Here is a 17,339-nt window from a genome sequence, read left to right on the forward strand (position 1 = left end):
TATCGGGCCGCGGGCGCCGGGCAGGGCGTCCCGCTTGCCGGACAGCGGGCCCCCGCGGGTACCCGGTCTGTCACAATCGGCGCCCGGCAAGCGCGTCCCACGACAGGGCTGGGACGCCTGAGGCGAGAGGGGCGCGTGGTGTCGTTCCTGATCCGGGTCCAGCTACCGGACTCCCCCGGCACTCTCGGCGCGGTCGCGACCGCGCTCGGCACGGTCGGGGCCGACATCCTGAGCGTGGACGTGGTGGAACGCGGCGGCGGGCTCGCGATCGACGACCTGGTGGTCGAACTCCCGTCGGGCCGGCTCCCCGACGCGCTGATCACTGCGGCCGAGAGCGTGGAAGGCGTCGAGGTCGACGCGGTGCGGCCGTATGCGGGCATCCTCGACACGCATCGCGAGCTGGAACTGGTCGAGGAGATCGCCGCTCAGCCGAAAGCTGGGCTGGACTTGCTCGCCGAAGGTGTGCCGAAGATCATTCGGGCCGGGTGGGCGGTGATCGTCGAACATTCGGAATCGGGACCTCGGCGGTTGGCTTCGTCGAGTGCGGCGCCGGAGAACCCGTTCACGGACTTGCCTTGGCTGCCGCTGGAGCGTGCGACGGTCCTGGACGGCGAGGATTCCTGGGTTCCGGAGACGTGGAAGGAACTCGGCACCGAGCTGGCCGCTACTCCGCTGGGAAAGCCGGGGAAGGCGATGCTTGTCGCTCGGCCGGGAGGGCCCAATTTCCGTGCGGCCGAGGTCGCTCGGCTGGCGCACTTCGCTGGAATCGTCGCGGTGGTTCTGGACGGGTGATCCGGGTGTTGGGTCGACTGTCCTGAACGGTTCGGAACAACTGAGTTGAGTGCGCTTGACCGAGCGTTTCGGACGCTGGCACTCGACTGTCCAGACCGTCGCTGGAGACCGACGCGCGGCTGGTTCAGCGGTTCATCGCATGCGGGCTTTAGTCCCGATCCGATGTCTTCAAATGCGGACAATCTCCCCCGAGAAGGGGAACCTGCCCGGTAATCCGGTTCCTTGGCGTGCCAGACGACGGCAATCAGCACTTGTCGGCATAGAGCGTGACGACTGTGTCAGCAGAAACCACGGCACCAGGCTTAGGATCCTGCCCGGTCTGACACCAGTTCCGGTCGATGATCATCATCCGCTTCTTCCCGGACGAATCGACCTCTCGCAGGTTGTACAGCCCAGCCGCCTGCATGGCGTCCTGTGCGTCCTGATGATTCATGCCTGACACATCAGGGACTTTGATCGTCACCGGCTGCGCGGCACTAATCGGCGCAGTCACGGTCGCCGTCGCGGACTCGGTCACAGTCGCCGCCGTGACCGTCGTTGAGGTGCCACCGGATTGTGGGGTGGCGTTGCACGCAACGGCGAGAAACGCGGCAACGCCAACAACCGGAACGGCAGCTTGAGCGAACTTCGCCATCATCACGCTTCCTCGATACGAGTCGGCACTTCATGCGTGACAGCTTGAGTCGAAGCCAGACATCTGCGCGTTACAGCTCATAGCCGCTCGAAGCTCGCCAAACAGGCGCGCCCGTCCACCCGCGACGGCCGCGACCGTTCACACCGGGCTGAGGTTCACAGCCCCGGCACGCGGCAGGACGAGGTTCACCAAACCGTCGCCACTCAACGGCGACTACCGGCGATAAACCCCGCCCAACACTTTCGCCAAAAACCGGCAAAAGTCTCTGACCTGCGAAAATGAGGCTTCAGAGGCCGTATTCGTAGGCGATCAGGTTGACCCCCGGATGCGGATGCCAGTCCCGCCCCGGCAGCCGCCGGAACCCGATCCGTTCGTAGAGCCGATGCGCCTTCCGCATCACGTCGAGGCTGCTCAGCACCACCCGGTCGACACCAAGTTCCCGGCCACGGGCCAGCACAGCCTGGGTAAGCGCCTCTCCGACTCCTCGCCCGCGCGCCGCCGCCGAGACCGCCAGCATGCGGAACTCCAGCTCCCCCGGCTCCGAAATCTCGGACAGCTTGCTCCCCGGCTGAACAATCGCGACCGACCCCACGACCTGACCGTCCGGATCGACCGCGACCAACAACTCGGCGTGCTGCGCCCGTCCCGACACGTCCCGAAGTTTCGCCTCGTACGCGGCATCAGTGTCGAAGAATCCCTCGATCCGGTAAGCCTCGACGGTCACCTCGCCGAGCGCATCGAACTCCTCCGGCCGCGCCGGGCGGATCTCCACGTCACTCATCGCCGCCCTCGCCTTCCTGGTCCGCACCGGTGTCGAGCGCCAGTTCCGCGGCCGCTTCCGGACCGCGCTCCAGCAACGCGCGGAACCCGTTCTCGTCCAGCACCGGCACCTTCAACTGCACAGCCTTCTCGTACTTCGACCCCGGCGCGTCGCCAACGACGACGAACGCCGTCTTCTTCGACACAGATCCCGCGGCCTTGCCACCGCGCGCCATGATGACTTCTTTCGCCTCATCACGTGAAAACCCTTCGAGGGAACCGGTCACCACGATCGACAGGCCCTCGAGATTCCGCGGGATGGACTCGTCGCGCTCCTCCTCCATCCGGACCCCGGACCGTCGCCATTTTTCGACGATTTCCCGGTGCCAGTCGACCTCGAACCATTCCTGCACCGCGTGCGCGATGGTCGGGCCGACGCCGTCGACGTCCGCGAGTTCCTCCTCGCTTGCGTCCTCGATCCGTTGCAGCGAGCCGAATTCTCGCGCAAGCGCCTGCGCCGCGGTCGGCCCGACATGCCGGATCGACAGCGCGACAATCACCTTCCACAGCGGACGGTCTTTCGCCGAATCGAGGTTCGCCAGGAGCTTCCGCGCGTTCGCCGACAGGTCGCCTGCCTTGGTGCGGAACAACTCCACCTCGGCGAGCGACTCCTCGTTGAGGTCGAACACGTCGCCCTCGTCGGCGACTACCCGCGCGTCAAGCAACGCGACCGCCGCCTCGTACCCGAGCACCTCGATGTCGAACGCACCGCGCCCGGCAAGGTGGAACAGCCGTTCCCGCAACTGCGCGGGACAGAACCGGGTGTTCGGGCACCGGATGTCCTTGTCGCCTTCCTTTTGGTAGGCGAGTTCCGTGCCGCATTCCGGGCATTCGGTGGGCATCACGAATTCGCGCTCGTCGCCGGTCCGCGCGTCGACGACGGGTCCGAGCACCTCGGGGATCACGTCGCCGGCCTTGCGGATCACGATCCGGTCGCCGATCAGCACACCCTTGCGCTTGACCTCTTCCTGGTTGTGCAGCGTCGCCCGCGCGACCGTCGAGCCCGCGACCTTGACCGGCTCGGTGACGGCGAACGGCGTGACCCGTCCCGTGCGCCCCACGCCGACCTGGATGTCGAGCAGCGTCGTGATCGCTTCTTCCGGCGGATACTTGTAAGCGATCGCCCACCGCGGCGCGCGCGACGTGGTGCCGAGGCGGCGCTGCAACGCGACCTGGTCGACCTTGATCACCACGCCGTCGATCTCGTGCTCGGCGTCGTGTCGATGTTCACCCCAATAGGCGATGTGATCGGTGAGTTCCTTGCCGGTCCGCAGCACTCGCGTGTGCGGCGACACCGGCAACCCCCAGGCCGCCAGTGCGTCGTAGGCATGCGACTGCGTGACCGGCTCGAAGCCGTCCCGCTTGCCGAGACCGTGACAGATCAGCCGCAGCCGGCGTTCCCTGGTGATCTTCGGGTCCTTCTGCCGCAGCGACCCGGCCGCAGTGTTGCGCGGGTTCGCGTACGGCGGCTTGCCCGCCTCGACCATCTTCGCGTTGAGCTCAAGGAAATCCTCGACGCGGAAGTAGACCTCGCCGCGCACCTCGACGAGCTTCGGCACCGGGAACTCGTCGGTGCCGGTGAGCTCGTCCGGCACCTGATCGAGGGTGCGGATGTTGAGCGTGACGTCCTCGCCCGTACGCCCGTCGCCGCGGGTGAGACCCCTGGTGAGCTTGCCGTTTTCGTAGAGCAGGTTGATGGCCAGGCCGTCGATCTTCAGCTCGGCCAGGTACTCCGTCGACCCGATTTCCTTCTCGACGCGCTCGACCCAGGTGAGGAACTCGTCGGTGTCGAACACGTTGTCCAGGCTCAGCATGCGCTCGAGGTGGTCGTGCGCGGTGAACTCGGTGGAGAACGTGCCGCCGACGTTCTGGGTCGGCGAATCAGGCGTGATCAGCGCCGGGTACGCGTCCTCGATCTCTTGGAGGTCGCTGAGGAGCGCGTCGAACTGGCCGTCGGAGACGATCGGCGAGTCCAGTACGTAGTACCGGAACTGATGGCCGCGGATCTCCTCGGCCAGCGCGCCGTGCCGCTCGCGCACGTCGGCCGGCACGTCGGTCACGTCCTGGGCGGCCTCCACGGCCACCTGGTCTTGGGGAAGGTCGGTGCTGCTCACAGGTGGTGAGCCTAGTCGGAGGCACCGACACTTTCGTCCGGTTGCTCCGCCAGCCCGCGGACCAGCTCCCGGAACTCCAGAAGATCGATCGTGCCTTCGGGCGCGGCCTCGGCGGTCTCGACCCGGCCCAGCCGCTCAGCGGCAAGACGCTCGCCCAGCGTCGCGTCGAGCGGCAGGAACGTCATCGTGGTGCGCGAAGCCTCATCCAGGTCAGCGAACGCGGGGTGATGCACTGCGACGTCAACCACGCCGTCGTCCACCTGCGCGACCACCCGGACGTCAGCCAGCGAGATGCGGTGCTCGCCCAGGTTCACCGTCACCTCGGTCGGATCCGGGACCGGAGGCACCGAATCGTGGTACTCCCAGATCGCGTCGTCCGGCGGCCCAGCCGCTTTCCACGCGTCCGTGTACGGACGCAGCTCCGGGTCTTCCTGTCCGCTGACGACCAGCGCGTAGATCGCCATCCGGCCGCGTTCCAGCGAGAAGTGCAGCCGAGGGTGCAGCGTCTCGACCAGCACGCACAGATCGTGCTCGACGCGATGCGGCTCACCCTCGCCCAGCGCGGCACTGACCTCGGGCAAGAGGTCGTACCACCCTTCCCAGAACGCAGCCGCCGCGGCAGCGGCGTCGGACGGCACCTGCTGTTCAGGCCACGGAGTACGGGGATCTGGCGGCGCAGCCTCGGTGTCGGCTTCCGAGCGGCGACGACGGAACAAACGCATGATTCGGAATTTCCCCCGGTTGTTTCTCTTCACCAGCCACGGTACGCGTCACGGCAGCCGCACGTCCGCGAAATCACCAGTTCTCGGGCGGCTCCACGAACCCTTTGCCCAGGTCGCGACTGAGAGCGAGCGCCCGGCGCATCCACTCGTTCGTGGCACCTGCCAGACCGCACGCAGGCGTCGGAACCGCGCGCTCGGCCAGGATTGAACGGTTGAAGCCCAGCCGGTCCACGAGCCTGAGCGCCGGCGACGCGACGTCCTTCAGCCCCGGAGCCGTCGCCGGGACGGTGGCCGGTACGAGACCAAGGAAGAACGAAATACCGCTGTCCCAAGCCTCGCCAATTTCGTCCAGGAGCTCGGCAGACGCCCCGGCGAGCATGCTGACGTCGAACGCGACGGCCCCGGCGCCTGCAGCGTGGAAGAGCGCGATTGGCGGCCGCGGAGCGCAGCAGTGGACGATGACCGGCTGCCCAGTCATCGCTCCGATCCGTTCGATTGTCGTCGCGAGCAGCTCTCGAACCTCGGGCTCAGGCACTGCGGGGACGTTGCCGTATCCAGACGGGGTAGCCAGTTTTCCGGCGAGAACAGCGGGCAACGAAGGCTCGTCGAGCTGCACGACCACCGGCGCGCCGGTCCTCGCGGTCAGCTCCGCGACGTGCTGAGAAAGCCCGTCGAGCAGCGACGAGGTGAAGTCCCGCAACGCCCCGCGGTCGGTGAGCACCCGATGTCCCCGGGCGAGCTCGATCCCCGCGCCGAGCGTCCACGGCCCGGCGATCTGCGTCTTGAGGACTGCCGGCGCACCAGCGTTCTCGCGGGCGGCCTGGACGGCGTCGAGGTCCCACTGGAGCAGGTCACGCCCGCGACGATGGTCGTGCCCGGGTCGCCCGGCGACGCGGTAACCGCTGGGCACGACCTCGACGGCGAGGTCCACGAGCAACGCCGCGGTCCGGCCGAGCATGTCGGCGCCGACGCCGCGAGCCGGCAATTCGGGTACGTACGGGAAGCCGGGAAGCTCTCCGAACACGACGGCAGCGGCCTCGACGGGATCGGTCCCCGGCATGGACCCGATTCCCGTCGCCGCGCCCGCGGGCCAAGGTCGTTCACTCACAGGCCGGATTGTCGCGGAACGAGCGGCCGCAGTCCGCACCGCCCCTCGGGACAAGCTTCACCCGACCGCGCGGCAATAGCCGGACATTCGCCGCATATCCCTTTGCCTGCACCGAATTCGCGGTCACCGCGTTAGTCTGGATCGTCATGACCAGCTCCGCCCCGCCACCGCCCGGCAAAACACCCGGTGACGCATCCGCCCGGGAGCCGCAGCGGGGCACCATGCCCGGAGCACCGTACCGCCGGGCTTCAAGCCGCTCCTTTGAGCGAACTCTCTTCACCGAGCCGGTCCTTTACGTCAGCCGCGAGGCGAAGCCGACTGCCGCCGGCCAGGAGTACGGCGTGTACGACCGCCAGGGCCTCCACATTGGCGGAGTCGCTGTCACTACCCCCAGTTTCCTGCGCAAAGTCATTCAGCTTCTGTGGAAATCAGACCAGTACGTCAGCCGCAGGTTCGAGGTCCGCGACGCGAACCAGAGCACTGTCCTCAAGGTCGAGAAACCATCGAAGGACCCGCTGGCCCGCTTCGTAGTCACCCGCGCGGACGGGACGCCGATCGGCGAAATCATCCCGGCCAACGCAGGCAGCGTCCGTTTCACCCTCCGTGCCGAAGGCAAAGCGATCGCCAGGGTCGTCGCCAGCGGCCGGCAACGATGGGAAGTCACCGTCGAGGACCCGGCCGGCACCGAGGTCGCCCACGTCGGACACCCGTCACCAGAACTTTCACCGATCAGCGGCAACGCCTGCCTCGTCGAGATCCCGCTGCAGGTCCCCGAGCCGCTGGCGAGCATGCTCGTCGCGACAACGTTGACCATCGACATCGCGCTCACCGCACAACCCGGCTGATCCACGTGACCGGCGTCTCAGCGCCGCCAGGTGGACAGCGACCGGAATACGGCCCAATGTAAGGAAAGTCCGGGACGCCGAGGTCCCGCCTGGACGGAGGTCGCCGTGGAGCCGTTGCCCGAAAGCAGTAACTCGAACTGGGCCGATCCCGGCGTCTACGAAGTGGCCGCAGGCGTCTACCGGATCCCATTGCCGCTGCCGAGCGACGCCCTGCGCGCGGTCAACGTCTACGCAGTCACCGACGGCACGAACCTCGTGCTCGTCGACTCGGGGTGGGCCCTCACCGAATCTCGCCAGTTACTGGCCGATGCACTCAAGGCGCTCGACGCCGAACTCGGCGATGTTCGAGAGTTCCTCATCACCCACGTCCACCGGGACCACTACACGCAGGCAGTCGCGCTTCGGCGCGAGTTCGGCAACCGGATCGCCCTCGGCAAGCTCGAGCAGCCTTCGCTCGACGCCAGCGCCAACCCGAACCAGTTCCCCATGCAAGCCCAACTCGACCTCCTCCGCCTGAGCGGCGGACAAGAAGTCATCACCGCGCTCAGCAAGCTGTTCGGTTCGGAACCTCGCCACACCGAGGCGAATCTTTGGGAAGAGCCGGACGAATGGCTGACGCCCGGCCGGCGAGCGGTGCTGCCCGACCGCGAGTTCGACGTGGTCCACACCCCAGGACACACCAACGGGCATGTGGTTTTCGTAGACGGCGCAGCCAATCTTTTGTTCTCCGGCGACCACGTGCTCCCGCACATCACCCCGTCGATCGGCTTCCAGCCGGTTCCGGCTGAGTTGCCTCTAAACGACTATCTCGACTCCCTCCGTCTGGTTCGCGGCATGCCGGACCGGCGCATGCTGCCAGCTCATGGGCCAGTCACCGACAGCGTGCACGCCCGGATCGACGAGCTTCTCGAACACCACCGGCAACGCCTCGAAACCATGGCGGCTCAAATCGAAGCCGGGGCAAGCACCGCTTTTGAAGCCGCCAACCGCCTCGGCTGGACTCGCCGCGGCCGCAAACTGTCCGAAATGGACGCCTTCAATCAGATGCTCGCCGTCCTCGAGACTGGCGCACACCTGGATCTCCTGGTCTCACAGAACAAGCTCGCAGCCGAAGACGTCGACGGCATTCGCCGCTACAAGACCACGTAGAGGCCAACCGTCCATCGCTCGCCCAAAGGAATACTGATCCGCCGTGCCGCCCATCACCGTGAGACAAGCTCGCTCCGACGACGTCCAAGCAATCGTCCAGATGCTTGCGGACGACCAACTTGGCGCAACCCGCGACTCTCCGGCCGACCTTGAGCCTTATCTGCAAGCGTTCAAAACCATTGCTGCAGACCCAAATCAGCTTCTGGTCGTCGCAACATCAAACGATCGACCGATAGCCACGCTTCAGCTCACGATCATCCCCGGCCTCGCACGTCGTGGGGCTCTTCGCGGCCAAATCGAAGCTGTGCGCGTACACCGCGACCACCGCGGTTCAGGCTTGGGCGCAGAACTCGTGCAATGGGCCATCGACGAATCGCGGCGACGCGGCTGCAACCTAGTCCAGCTCACCTCGGATACGACGAGGACGGCAGCGCACCGCTTCTACGAACGATTGGGCTTCGTCGCGAGTCACAGGGGTTTCAAGCTGCATCTCTGATCACCTCCTTCACGCAGCTTCGGCCGTCCACGCGTTCGATCACCCGCCTTTCACCGTGCCAGAGTTGTCACGCAAAAGCCAAGCGATCGCACGATGGGTCCCTTCGCGCAATTTAGCTGACGGTACTCGAATCAATGCGTATCGTGACGATCATGAGCAAGTCGACCACTCCGGCGGACCACGCCGACCAGACCAACAAGACCACCGAAACCGCAGACCTCGCTTTCCTGCTTCGCACCATGCACGCGAACCTCGACCTCTTCAATCGCCTGCAGACTGACCAGCTGATGGCAGCCGTGAAAGACGCGAATCGCCAGATCGCTCGCTTGCAGGCGTTGCAGCTGCATTGCATGGCAGGCATGCGAAGACGAAGATCAGACCCGCACGAGCTGGCGTGCGAACTCGCACTTGCCTTGCGCATCACTGATACCCGAGCCGGTGCGATGATCGCCGCGGCTGAAGCTCTGGCCCAGCGTCTGCCTCGAACCTTCCGGCTGATGGACGAGGGCAAGTTCGACCTCTATCGCGCCATGAAGGTCACCGACGGCACCAGCCAGCTGTCCGACCGCCACGCACGGATGGTCGACTACCTGCTCGAACACCGGTTAGAGGACAAGAACCCGACCCAAGTCCGCAAGGCAACCGCTTACGCCGCAACGAAAATCGACCCGGACGGTGCGATGGACCGACTGGCCCAGCGGAAGGCCGAGCGCCGCGTCATCCTGCAGCACCAGAGCGAAGGAATCTCGCGGATCTCAGTCGACAACACCTCGACCGACAAAGCTACGGCGGCCTACCTTCGTGTCGACAAGATCGCTCGATCGCTCAAGACGGGCGATGAGAAGCGAACCCTTGACCAACTACGCGCTGACGTCGCGATCGATCTCTTGCTCAGCGGCAAAGGCGGCGTTCCAGAGCAGACCGAGGTGTATCTCTATGTCGATCTGCAGACCTATCTGGGGCTCAACGACAATCCTGCTGAGCTGGCCAGCCACGGTCACATCCCGGCCGAGCTTGCGCGCCACATCGCCACGGGTCCCGACACAATCGTCCGCCGGGTCATCACTGACCCGCTGACCGGACAAGTGATCGAGGTCGGCAAGTTCCGGTACCGGCCGAGCATCGACGTGGACGAGTTCGTGCGGGTCCGCGACCGTGAGTGCCGACAACCTGGCTGCCCGCGGCCCGCACAGAACTGCCTGACGGAACCAACCGGGTCCGATTCCGCGGACGCAGACTCGACGTTGAGCTACTGCCTACGCCACCGCCGCCTCAAGAATCGAGCCGACTGGAGCTACGAGGTCCTGCAGGACGGGAAGCTCATCGTCACGACACCGACCGGCGAGAAAGCTGAAAGCGCCCCTCCGCCACTGCACGATCCCCAGCCCGCACCAGAACAACCTGGAGAGGAACGCCTAGGCGCATAAGGAGATCAGCGGGTGCCAGAGATCTTGGCGCTCCCGAGCACGAGGTCGCCAGCCTGGTCGTCTTGCCGATAAAGGACAACGACCTGGCCCGGTGCCACACCGCGCAACGGCTCGCGCAGCTGGATGGAGACTTGCCCGTCTTCATCCACCTCGGCGACCGCATCGGCGATGCCTCCATGCGCGCGAACCTGGACGGTGCATTCAGTCGGTCCGTCCAAGGCTCGCCCGCTCGGCCAGATCGCCCGGTCCGCGTCAATGGCCTTGACACCGAGGTCTGCGGACGAACCGACCTTGACCGTGCCCGAAACAGGTTCGAGCGAAAGGACATAACGAGGTCGCCCATCAGCGGCCGGCGCGTCGATGCCGAGGCCTTTCCGCTGGCCCACGGTGAATCCGTGCACGCCGGTGTGGCGTCCGAGCACCGCGCCCGTCTCCGCATCGACGAGTTCGCCAGGACGCTCGCCGAGCCGCTTCTCCAAGAACTTCTTGGTGTCGCCGTCCGGGATGAAGCAAATGTCGTGGCTGTCCGGCTTCCGTGCCACGGAAAGCCCACGCTGCTCCGCCTCGGCCCGCACGTCCGACTTCCAGGAGTCGCCCAGCGGAAACATCGCATGGCGAAGCTGCTCTGGCTGCAGGGAAGCCAGTACGTACGACTGGTCCTTGCCTTCGTCCGCGCTCCGGCGAAGTTCCAACTCGCCGTCGACGGTCGCCAGGCGCGCGTAGTGGCCGGTCGCAACAGCGTCGAACCCAAGAGCGAGCGCCTTCTCAAGCAGCGCCTCGAACTTGATTTTCTCGTTGCAAGTCACGCAAGGGTTCGGCGTGCGGCCGGCGGCGTACTCGCCGACGAACGTCTCGACGACCTCTTCGGTGAAGCGCTCCGCGAAATCCCAGATATAGAACGGGATACCGAGGATGTCGGCGGCCCGGCGGGCGTCGTGTGAGTCCTCGATTGTGCAGCAGCCGCGGGAACCCGTCCGCAGCGTGCCAGGTTGAGCCGAAAGCGCCAGGTGCACTCCGACGACGTCGTGGCCGACGTCGACTGCACGCGCAGCGGCGACGGCCGAGTCGACTCCTCCGCTCATTGCGGCCAATACCCGCATTGCTTTACACCTCTTGCTTCTGCGTCTGCTTGCGCATGCCGGCGAGACCGGCCTGTCGGGCACGAGTGACGACGCCACTGATCTCTCGGGCCAGGGTATGTACGTCGTCCAGTGTCGACGTGTGACCAAGCGAGAATCGGAGTGAGCCGCGAGCTGCGGCGGCGTCTGCCCCCATTGCCAGGAGGACATGACTTGGCTGCGCGACTCCCGCGGTGCACGCCGAACCGGTGGAGCACTCGATGCCCTTGGCGTCCAAGAGCATCAGCAGGCTGTCGCCCGCACAGCCAGGGAAAGTGAAGTGAGCGTGGCTCGGCAAACGCTCACCGCCGCGGCCATTAAGGATCGCGTCCGGGACTTCGCGCTGAACTGCGGCGACGAGTTCATCTCGCAGCTTCTCGACCCGGGCGGCGTACTCGGCGCGGCCAGCGATCGACGCTTGGACCGCAGCGGCGAAGCCGGCGATCGCTGGGACGTCGAGAGTGCCCGAGCGAACGCTGCGTTCCTGGCCACCACCGTGAAGGACGGGGACGCACGAGGTGTCTCGATCGAGGAGAAGCGCACCGACACCGTACGGGCCGCCAAGCTTGTGGCCGGTCAGCGTGAGTGCCGCTGCGCCGGATGCAGTGAAGTCGACGGGAACCGCACCGACTGCCTGAACGGCATCGGTGTGCAGGGGGATCGCGTATTCGTTGCAGACCTCGGCGAGAGCGGCGACCGGATTGACAGTGCCGACCTCGTTGTTCGCCCACATCACCGTTGCGAGGGCAACCGTCTCCGGGTCCGAATCAATCGCGGCGCGGAGCGTTTCCGGCGACACCCGGCCTTGGTCGTCCACCTCAAGCCAAGTGATCTCGGCACCGGAGTGCTGCTCCAGCCACTCGACTGTGTCGAGGACCGCGTGATGTTCGACCGTGCTGCACAGGATGCGACGCCGACCCGAGTCCTCGCCGTTCCGGGCCCAAAAGATGCCCTTGACCGCGAGGTTGTCACTCTCAGTACCGCCGCCGGTGAAGATGACTTCCGACGGCCGCGCGCCCAAGGCCGCGGCGATCACTTCGCGTGCTTCCTCGACGGCCCGCCGAGCTCGCCGTCCCGAAGAATGCAGCGCGGAGGCGTTGCCCACGGTGGACAAAGCCTCAGTCATCGCCGCAATGGCTTCGGGCAGCATCGGAGTGGTTGCCGCGTGGTCGAGATAGGTCATCGCTCTATCAGGGTAGACCGATGCGGCCTGTGACGAAGCTCGCCCCAGGTCGCGGAGTGGCACGTCACACCTGTTTCGGCCACCTGCTCGTGAGTCGGACGCCGAGCAGCGCGAGCAGGACCAGGGCGACACTGAGCAGTCCCATCGCGGCAGAAGGCTGAGCGGCGGAGGCGACAGCGGCCAGAAGCACACCGCCGAGGCCGATGAGCAGCGCTGATCCGACCCAGTCGGCGAGCTGCATTGCGGACGTGTTGAACCCCCGCTCCCCCTCTGGCGAGTAGCGCAGCAGGAGAACCGAGACGGCGGGCATCGCGATTCCCATCCCGGCGCCGCCGACTGCGCAGACGGCGAAGGCCACCCAGGCGGGGAACCACGGTTGGGCGACAAAACCGAAGCCGACCAGACCCACCGCTACGAGAACGAAGCCGGTGCGCAGCGATGCCTCCCGCGACCAGTCGAGGAACCGGCCTTGGAGAGCCGACGCAGCGGACCAGCCAAGCGCGGTGATGGTCAGCGGCAAGCCGGCGAGAGCGGGGCTATAGCCGTGGACCGCGGTCATAGTCAGCGGGAGATACGCCTCCATGCCCGCATATGCGCCGGCGAGCAGGGCGCGAGAGGCGACCACCGTGGGCAATCCGGGACGAGAGGACATGGTTCCGACGGGCAGAAGCTTGCGCAATGCGACGGCGAGCGCGACAAGACCCACAGCCCCGTAGGCAAGCGCGGCAGGCGATGGGTGTTGTGCGGCCCAGCTCAGGGCGGCGACTCCGAGCGCCGCTACAACAGCGGCGAGGACGCCTGCGCGACGTCCAGCCGGCAGTGGCACGTGGGCGGGCAAACCGCGAGTGATCTTGTAAAGGAGGACGACTCCGATCCCGACCAGCGGGAGCAGCCCGAGAAAGACCCATCGCCAGCCGACGGTCACGGTCACCAAGCCTGCGACGGACGGGCCAATCACCGCAGGGAGAACCCAAGCAGCGGCGTTGGCCGCATAGATGATGGGGCGTTCGCGGTCGGTGAACGTCAGGGCGATCAACAGCGAGACGGACACCAGCAGAAACCCCGAACCGAAACCCTGCAGCGCACGGCCGATTAGAAGCACCGGCATTGTGGTGGCGATACCTGCGACAGCCAGTCCTGCGGCGAACAGCAGCGGCCCGACCAGGAGAGCTGGCGCTGGCCCTCTGCGGTCGCCTAGTCGTCCGGACAAGACGGTGGCGACGACGCTGGCCACGAGGAACGTGGTGAACGGCCAGGAATAGAGGGCGAACCCGTGCAGTTCGGCGACCAGCGTCGGCATCGCAGTGGCGACACCCATGTTTTCGAAGGCCACCAGTGTGACCACGAGCAACAGACCGACGGTGACAAGACGGTGTTCGCGACTCCAGAGGACGCTTTTTCGAGGCTGTGCTTCGACGGTCTGACTCATGATCGCGAGCTTGCAACCTCCAGCGCTCTGGAGGTCAAGCCGTCCGCCGGCCTTTCGGGGTGGGCAGTGGGGCACATCGCATCAGGTTGGAATTCGCCATGCCAGGGCGAGGTTCCGCGGCTCAAAGCTGGTGAAGCCGGACCTGCGGGCTCTCTGTGGGGTGCAGCGTCCGGGTGGCCGGGGGCGGTTGGCGCAGGATGTCGCTGACGCCGGGTAACTGCTGGCGTTGGAGTGGTCGCCTAGACCGATGAATCGGGGTTCTCGTGCGGCACCATCGGGCACTGTCTGCGCCACGACGTCGGGTCAGGCGAGAGTGATCGAGTGCGACAGGGCGAGGGTGTTGCCGTTTACTGGCGAATCGAGCGTGCGGCTCGGAATGCGCCGGATGCTGGTTGGCTTTAAGTAGGACGTACGGCGACCGAAGGAGAGTGCGACCCGAGATGCGAGCCATCACATTCGCCGAGTACGGCGGACCCGAAGTGCTGCAACTGAAGGATGTTCCGACGCCAGAGCCCGGTCCGGGGCAGGTCCGGGTCGCTGTCCGCCGCGCGGGGATCAACCCGATCGACTGGAAAATTCGTTCCGGGGCGATGGCCGGCGGCGCGGCACTCGAGGGTCCGCAGATCCCGGGGCTGGAGATCGCTGGAGTGGTTGACGCGGTGGGCGACGGCGCTGAATTCGCCGTCGGAGACGAGGTGTTCGGCTGGTCGGCGACCGGCGGGTACGCGGAGTTCGCGATCGGCGGAGCGGTCGTTCGCAAGCCAGCCGACCTCTCCTGGGATGACGCGGCGGCGTTGCCGGTTGCTGGCGAAACCGCGCTCCGCGTGCTGCGTCTGCTCGACGTCAAGGCTGGCGAGCTATTGGTTGTCCACGGAGCGAGTGGCGCTGTCGGTCGATTCGCGACACAGATCGCAGTCGCGTTGGGCGCGACGGTGATCGGAACGGCTGGACAGCACAATCTCGATGAGGTGAAAGCGCTGGGCGCGATTCCAGTGCGTTACGGCGACGGATGGCTGGAGCGGGTCCGTGAAGTGGCGGACCGTCCGGTCGACGCGGTGTTCGATGCCTCCGGACATGGCGTTTTGCCGGAATCGGTCGAGTTGCGAGGGTCGAAGGACCGCATCGTGACCATTGCCGACGGCGCGGCGTTCCAGCTCGGGCTGTCTTTCTCGTCCGGCAGCCGGGATGGGACGACACAAGAGGTGCTTAACGAGATCCTCGGATATGTACACAATGGACTGCGGATCGCGCAGGGGAAGACCTTTCCTTTAGAGGAAGCGGCAGCTGCACAGGAGGAGAGTCAGAACGGCCACCCTGGCGGGAAGCTCACTATTGCCGTTTCCTGACCACGATCGTCGGCTAGGCTCGAAGACGGTGTGGCTCGGGGGACCTGACGGATCGATGTCGCCGGTTTGCGGCGACCGCGTCTAGTGGACGTTGCCGCTCAATGGCGAAAGGCTGAGCACTGGGAACGGACCCGAGCGACTGTCGCCACTCAGCGGCGACAAATGCGGGGCGCGGCAACCAGGTGCATCGACGCGAGCGATTCGTCGCCATCCCGCGGCGACGGATGGCGGGCGCGGGTATAGGTGGCGGGACGGGAAGCTGTAGCCAATCTGCGGCGAGGCGAGTTGGGTGGCTGTTGCCGTTGGGCGGCGAATGGGCTGACCGCAGTCGGTCGAAAGACCAACCGGCACGAGTCGGAAGACTGCGGAGGGGTGTCGCCAAAAAACGGCGACACCCCTCCGAGAGTCCGTGACCAGGTAGTTCGTCAGTGCGCGACCGGCTGGGAGGGTGTGCGACGGCCCACCAGAACCCGGCGGCGCTGCGGCGGGATGCGGACTGTGCCGAGGGCCGAGTGGACAGCGGCCTCGGCAAGGGCCGCCAGCGAACGGCGGTCTTCGGCGCGGCCGGGGGCGATCTCCGGGCACACGTGCACTTCCAGGACCAGACCGCGCAGCGCGGCGACCCGGCGCAGGGAGGCGATGAGGGACTCCGGCCCGATGAACGCGGGCTGGCTGGTTTCGCGTCCGTCGGCGAGTCGGTAGCGAAGCGCGATCGGCCGGACCGGGACGCCGCCGTCGATCGCGGCTTGGAAGGTGGCTGTCGTGAATCGGCCGGAGGCCAGGCCGCACCAGGTGGTGCCCTCGGGGGTGACGTTGACGAGCGCGCCGGCGCGGAGGCTGTCGGCCAGTTCGGACATCGTGCCCGGCAAGGTGCGCAAACGGTTGCGGTCCAGGAAAATGCTGCCACCGCGACGCACCAGCGTGCCCAGGATCGGCCAAGAGCCGATTTCGATCTTCGCTAGCGCACGCATCGGGCGTAGAGCGTTGACGGCGATGATGTCCAGCCACGAGATGTGGTTGTTCACCACGAGCGCGCCACGGCCGGCCGGAGCGGCAAGGAAGTCCGCACCGCCCACGACGGACATCCGCACGCCGAATGCCCTCAGCACCGCCCGGAAAATCCGGCGCAGCAAGCGTTCCCGGCTCCGGCCGCGAATCACCAGCAACACCGGTACGACCAGCAGCGCAGCCAAGACCACGGAAATCGCTGCAGTGAAACGCAAAATTCGCCGCGGCAAGGCGACCGTCGGTGCGCCTTCGGTGAGGCAACCGTCACCGCAGGGCGACGTCGGCATCCAAGCGTGACTCATCCTTGCGCTCCGAGGAAGAACTTCAGGTACCGCTCGTCGACCTGTTGCAGATCAAGAAGGACAAAGAAGTCCGCGACCCCGAAGTCGGCGTCGAGGGCAGGGGGACCACACACTTTGGCACCGAGCCGCACGTAGCCCTTGATCAGCGGCGGAAGCATGGCTCGGTCGGGACGCGCGATCGCGCCTGGATCCCACGGGGTCAACGGTGAGACGCGCAACGAGTCGTCCGCGTGGTGCTTGGTGCGCAAGACATCCCAGACACCCGCCGCGTAGCTGCCGCCGTCGTTCAGTTGGACCGAAGCGCAGCCGGCGAGGTATCGGTGTCCTGAGAGGAGCATGTAGCGCGCGATCCCGGCCCACACCAGGCTCACGACGGCACCGCTGCGGTGGTCGGGGTGGACGCAAGACCGTCCGGTCTCGACCAAGGACGGTCGCAGCGCGGCGAGCGTCGTCAGGTCGAATTCGCTGTCGGAGTAGAGCTTTCCGGCCTGCGCGGCGCGTTCCGGCGGAAGCATGCGGTAGCAGCCGACGATCTCGCCGGTGTTGTCGTCGCGGACCACGAGGTGGTCGCAGAATTCGTCAAAGTAGTCGACATCCCGGCCGGGCTCCGGGGAATGCAGTTCCGCCCCCATCTCCTCGGCGAAAACCCGGTATCGCAGTTTCTGCGCGGCGAGCACTTCATCGTTCCCGTTGGCGACCAGAAGCGAATACCGCGGCGCGCCTGCGGGAAGGTCGGCACCCGCCTGATCAGTACTGACGAGGAGCTGTGACGACGTCATGGTCAAGGTGTACCTGCCGGTAAGCGGCCTCGGAGAGTGCCAATCGATGACCGGTCAGTGCACGTTGA

The 17,339-nt window shown here is 66.3% G+C and carries 16 protein-coding genes; 6 read left to right on the forward strand and 10 right to left on the reverse strand.

The features are described 5' to 3' along the window. Nucleotides 1–138: 138 nt before the first annotated feature. A complete protein-coding gene (locus tag AB5I40_RS18025) occupies nt 139–792 on the forward strand; it encodes an amino acid-binding protein (protein ID WP_037367388.1) in 654 nt (217 codons plus the stop codon). A 244-nt stretch (nt 793–1,036) separates the two neighbouring features. Here the strand turns inward: AB5I40_RS18025 and AB5I40_RS18030 are convergent, their stop codons facing one another. From AB5I40_RS18030 to AB5I40_RS18050, 5 genes are all read right to left on the reverse strand, one after another. Continuing rightward, a complete protein-coding gene (locus AB5I40_RS18030) occupies nt 1,037–1,429 on the reverse strand; it encodes a PASTA domain-containing protein (protein WP_370939667.1) in 393 nt (130 codons plus the stop codon). 283 nt (nt 1,430–1,712) lie between these two features. Further along, entirely contained in the window at nt 1,713–2,207 is a 495-nt protein-coding gene (locus AB5I40_RS18035; protein ID WP_370939668.1) for a GNAT family N-acetyltransferase, read from the reverse strand. Beyond that, entirely contained in the window at nt 2,200–4,359 is a 2,160-nt protein-coding gene (gene ligA / locus AB5I40_RS18040) for an NAD-dependent DNA ligase LigA (protein WP_370939669.1), read from the reverse strand. The genes AB5I40_RS18035 and ligA overlap by 8 nt, the downstream gene beginning before the upstream one ends. Before the next feature lie 11 nt (nt 4,360–4,370). Further along, nucleotides 4,371–5,081 carry a hypothetical protein gene (locus AB5I40_RS18045; RefSeq protein WP_370939670.1) on the reverse strand — a complete coding sequence of 237 codons (711 nt, stop codon included), beginning with the start codon at nt 5,079–5,081 and terminating at the stop codon, nt 4,371–4,373. Between the two features lie 73 nt (nt 5,082–5,154). Continuing rightward, nucleotides 5,155–6,189: a methionine synthase gene (locus AB5I40_RS18050; protein WP_370939671.1), complete on the reverse strand. Its 1,035-nt coding sequence runs from the start codon at nt 6,187–6,189 to the stop codon at nt 5,155–5,157. Between the two features lie 146 nt (nt 6,190–6,335). Here AB5I40_RS18050 and AB5I40_RS18055 point away from each other — a divergent pair, with 146 nt between their 5' ends. The 4 genes from AB5I40_RS18055 to AB5I40_RS18070 all read left to right on the forward strand — a co-directional run bounded on the left by AB5I40_RS18055 (nt 6,336) and on the right by AB5I40_RS18070 (nt 10,106). After that, nucleotides 6,336–7,034, forward strand: a complete 699-nt coding sequence (locus AB5I40_RS18055) for a hypothetical protein (RefSeq protein WP_370939672.1) — start codon at nt 6,336–6,338, stop codon at nt 7,032–7,034. Between the two features lie 105 nt (nt 7,035–7,139). Next, entirely contained in the window at nt 7,140–8,183 is a 1,044-nt protein-coding gene (locus tag AB5I40_RS18060; protein ID WP_370939673.1) for an MBL fold metallo-hydrolase, read from the forward strand. A 52-nt stretch (nt 8,184–8,235) separates the two neighbouring features. Continuing rightward, nucleotides 8,236–8,679, forward strand: a complete 444-nt coding sequence (locus AB5I40_RS18065; RefSeq protein ID WP_370940545.1) for a GNAT family N-acetyltransferase — start codon at nt 8,236–8,238, stop codon at nt 8,677–8,679. 152 nt (nt 8,680–8,831) lie between these two features. Then, nucleotides 8,832–10,106: a DUF222 domain-containing protein gene (locus AB5I40_RS18070; protein ID WP_370939674.1), complete on the forward strand. Its 1,275-nt coding sequence runs from the start codon at nt 8,832–8,834 to the stop codon at nt 10,104–10,106. 5 nt (nt 10,107–10,111) lie between these two features. Here AB5I40_RS18070 and mnmA read toward each other — a convergent pair whose 3' ends face one another. The 3 genes from mnmA to AB5I40_RS18085 all read right to left on the reverse strand — a co-directional run bounded on the left by mnmA (nt 10,112) and on the right by AB5I40_RS18085 (nt 13,836). Further along, nucleotides 10,112–11,206: a tRNA 2-thiouridine(34) synthase MnmA gene (mnmA, locus tag AB5I40_RS18075; protein ID WP_370940546.1), complete on the reverse strand. Its 1,095-nt coding sequence runs from the start codon at nt 11,204–11,206 to the stop codon at nt 10,112–10,114. A 4-nt stretch (nt 11,207–11,210) separates the two neighbouring features. After that, nucleotides 11,211–12,407 (reverse strand): cysteine desulfurase family protein, encoded by a 1,197-nt coding sequence (locus AB5I40_RS18080; RefSeq protein WP_370939675.1) that lies wholly within the window; start codon nt 12,405–12,407, stop codon nt 11,211–11,213. 64 nt (nt 12,408–12,471) lie between these two features. Continuing rightward, nucleotides 12,472–13,836, reverse strand: a complete 1,365-nt coding sequence (locus AB5I40_RS18085) for an MFS transporter (RefSeq protein WP_370939676.1) — start codon at nt 13,834–13,836, stop codon at nt 12,472–12,474. 440 nt (nt 13,837–14,276) lie between these two features. Here AB5I40_RS18085 and AB5I40_RS18090 point away from each other — a divergent pair, with 440 nt between their 5' ends. Next, nucleotides 14,277–15,182, forward strand: a complete 906-nt coding sequence (locus AB5I40_RS18090) for an NADP-dependent oxidoreductase (protein WP_370940547.1) — start codon at nt 14,277–14,279, stop codon at nt 15,180–15,182. 425 nt (nt 15,183–15,607) lie between these two features. On the opposite strand, the gene AB5I40_RS18095 is transcribed toward AB5I40_RS18090, so the two are convergent. Then, on the reverse strand, nt 15,608–16,492 hold the full coding sequence (locus tag AB5I40_RS18095; protein WP_370939677.1) for a lysophospholipid acyltransferase family protein: 885 nt from the start codon (nt 16,490–16,492) through the stop codon (nt 15,608–15,610). After that, nucleotides 16,489–17,271 (reverse strand): GNAT family N-acetyltransferase, encoded by a 783-nt coding sequence (locus AB5I40_RS18100; RefSeq protein ID WP_370939678.1) that lies wholly within the window; start codon nt 17,269–17,271, stop codon nt 16,489–16,491. The genes AB5I40_RS18095 and AB5I40_RS18100 overlap by 4 nt, the downstream gene beginning before the upstream one ends. Nucleotides 17,272–17,339 lie beyond the last annotated feature (68 nt).

Origin of the sequence: Amycolatopsis sp. cg13, assembly GCF_041346965.1 — a bacterium.
In the GTDB taxonomy this organism is placed as follows: Bacteria; Actinomycetota; Actinomycetes; order Mycobacteriales; family Pseudonocardiaceae; genus Amycolatopsis.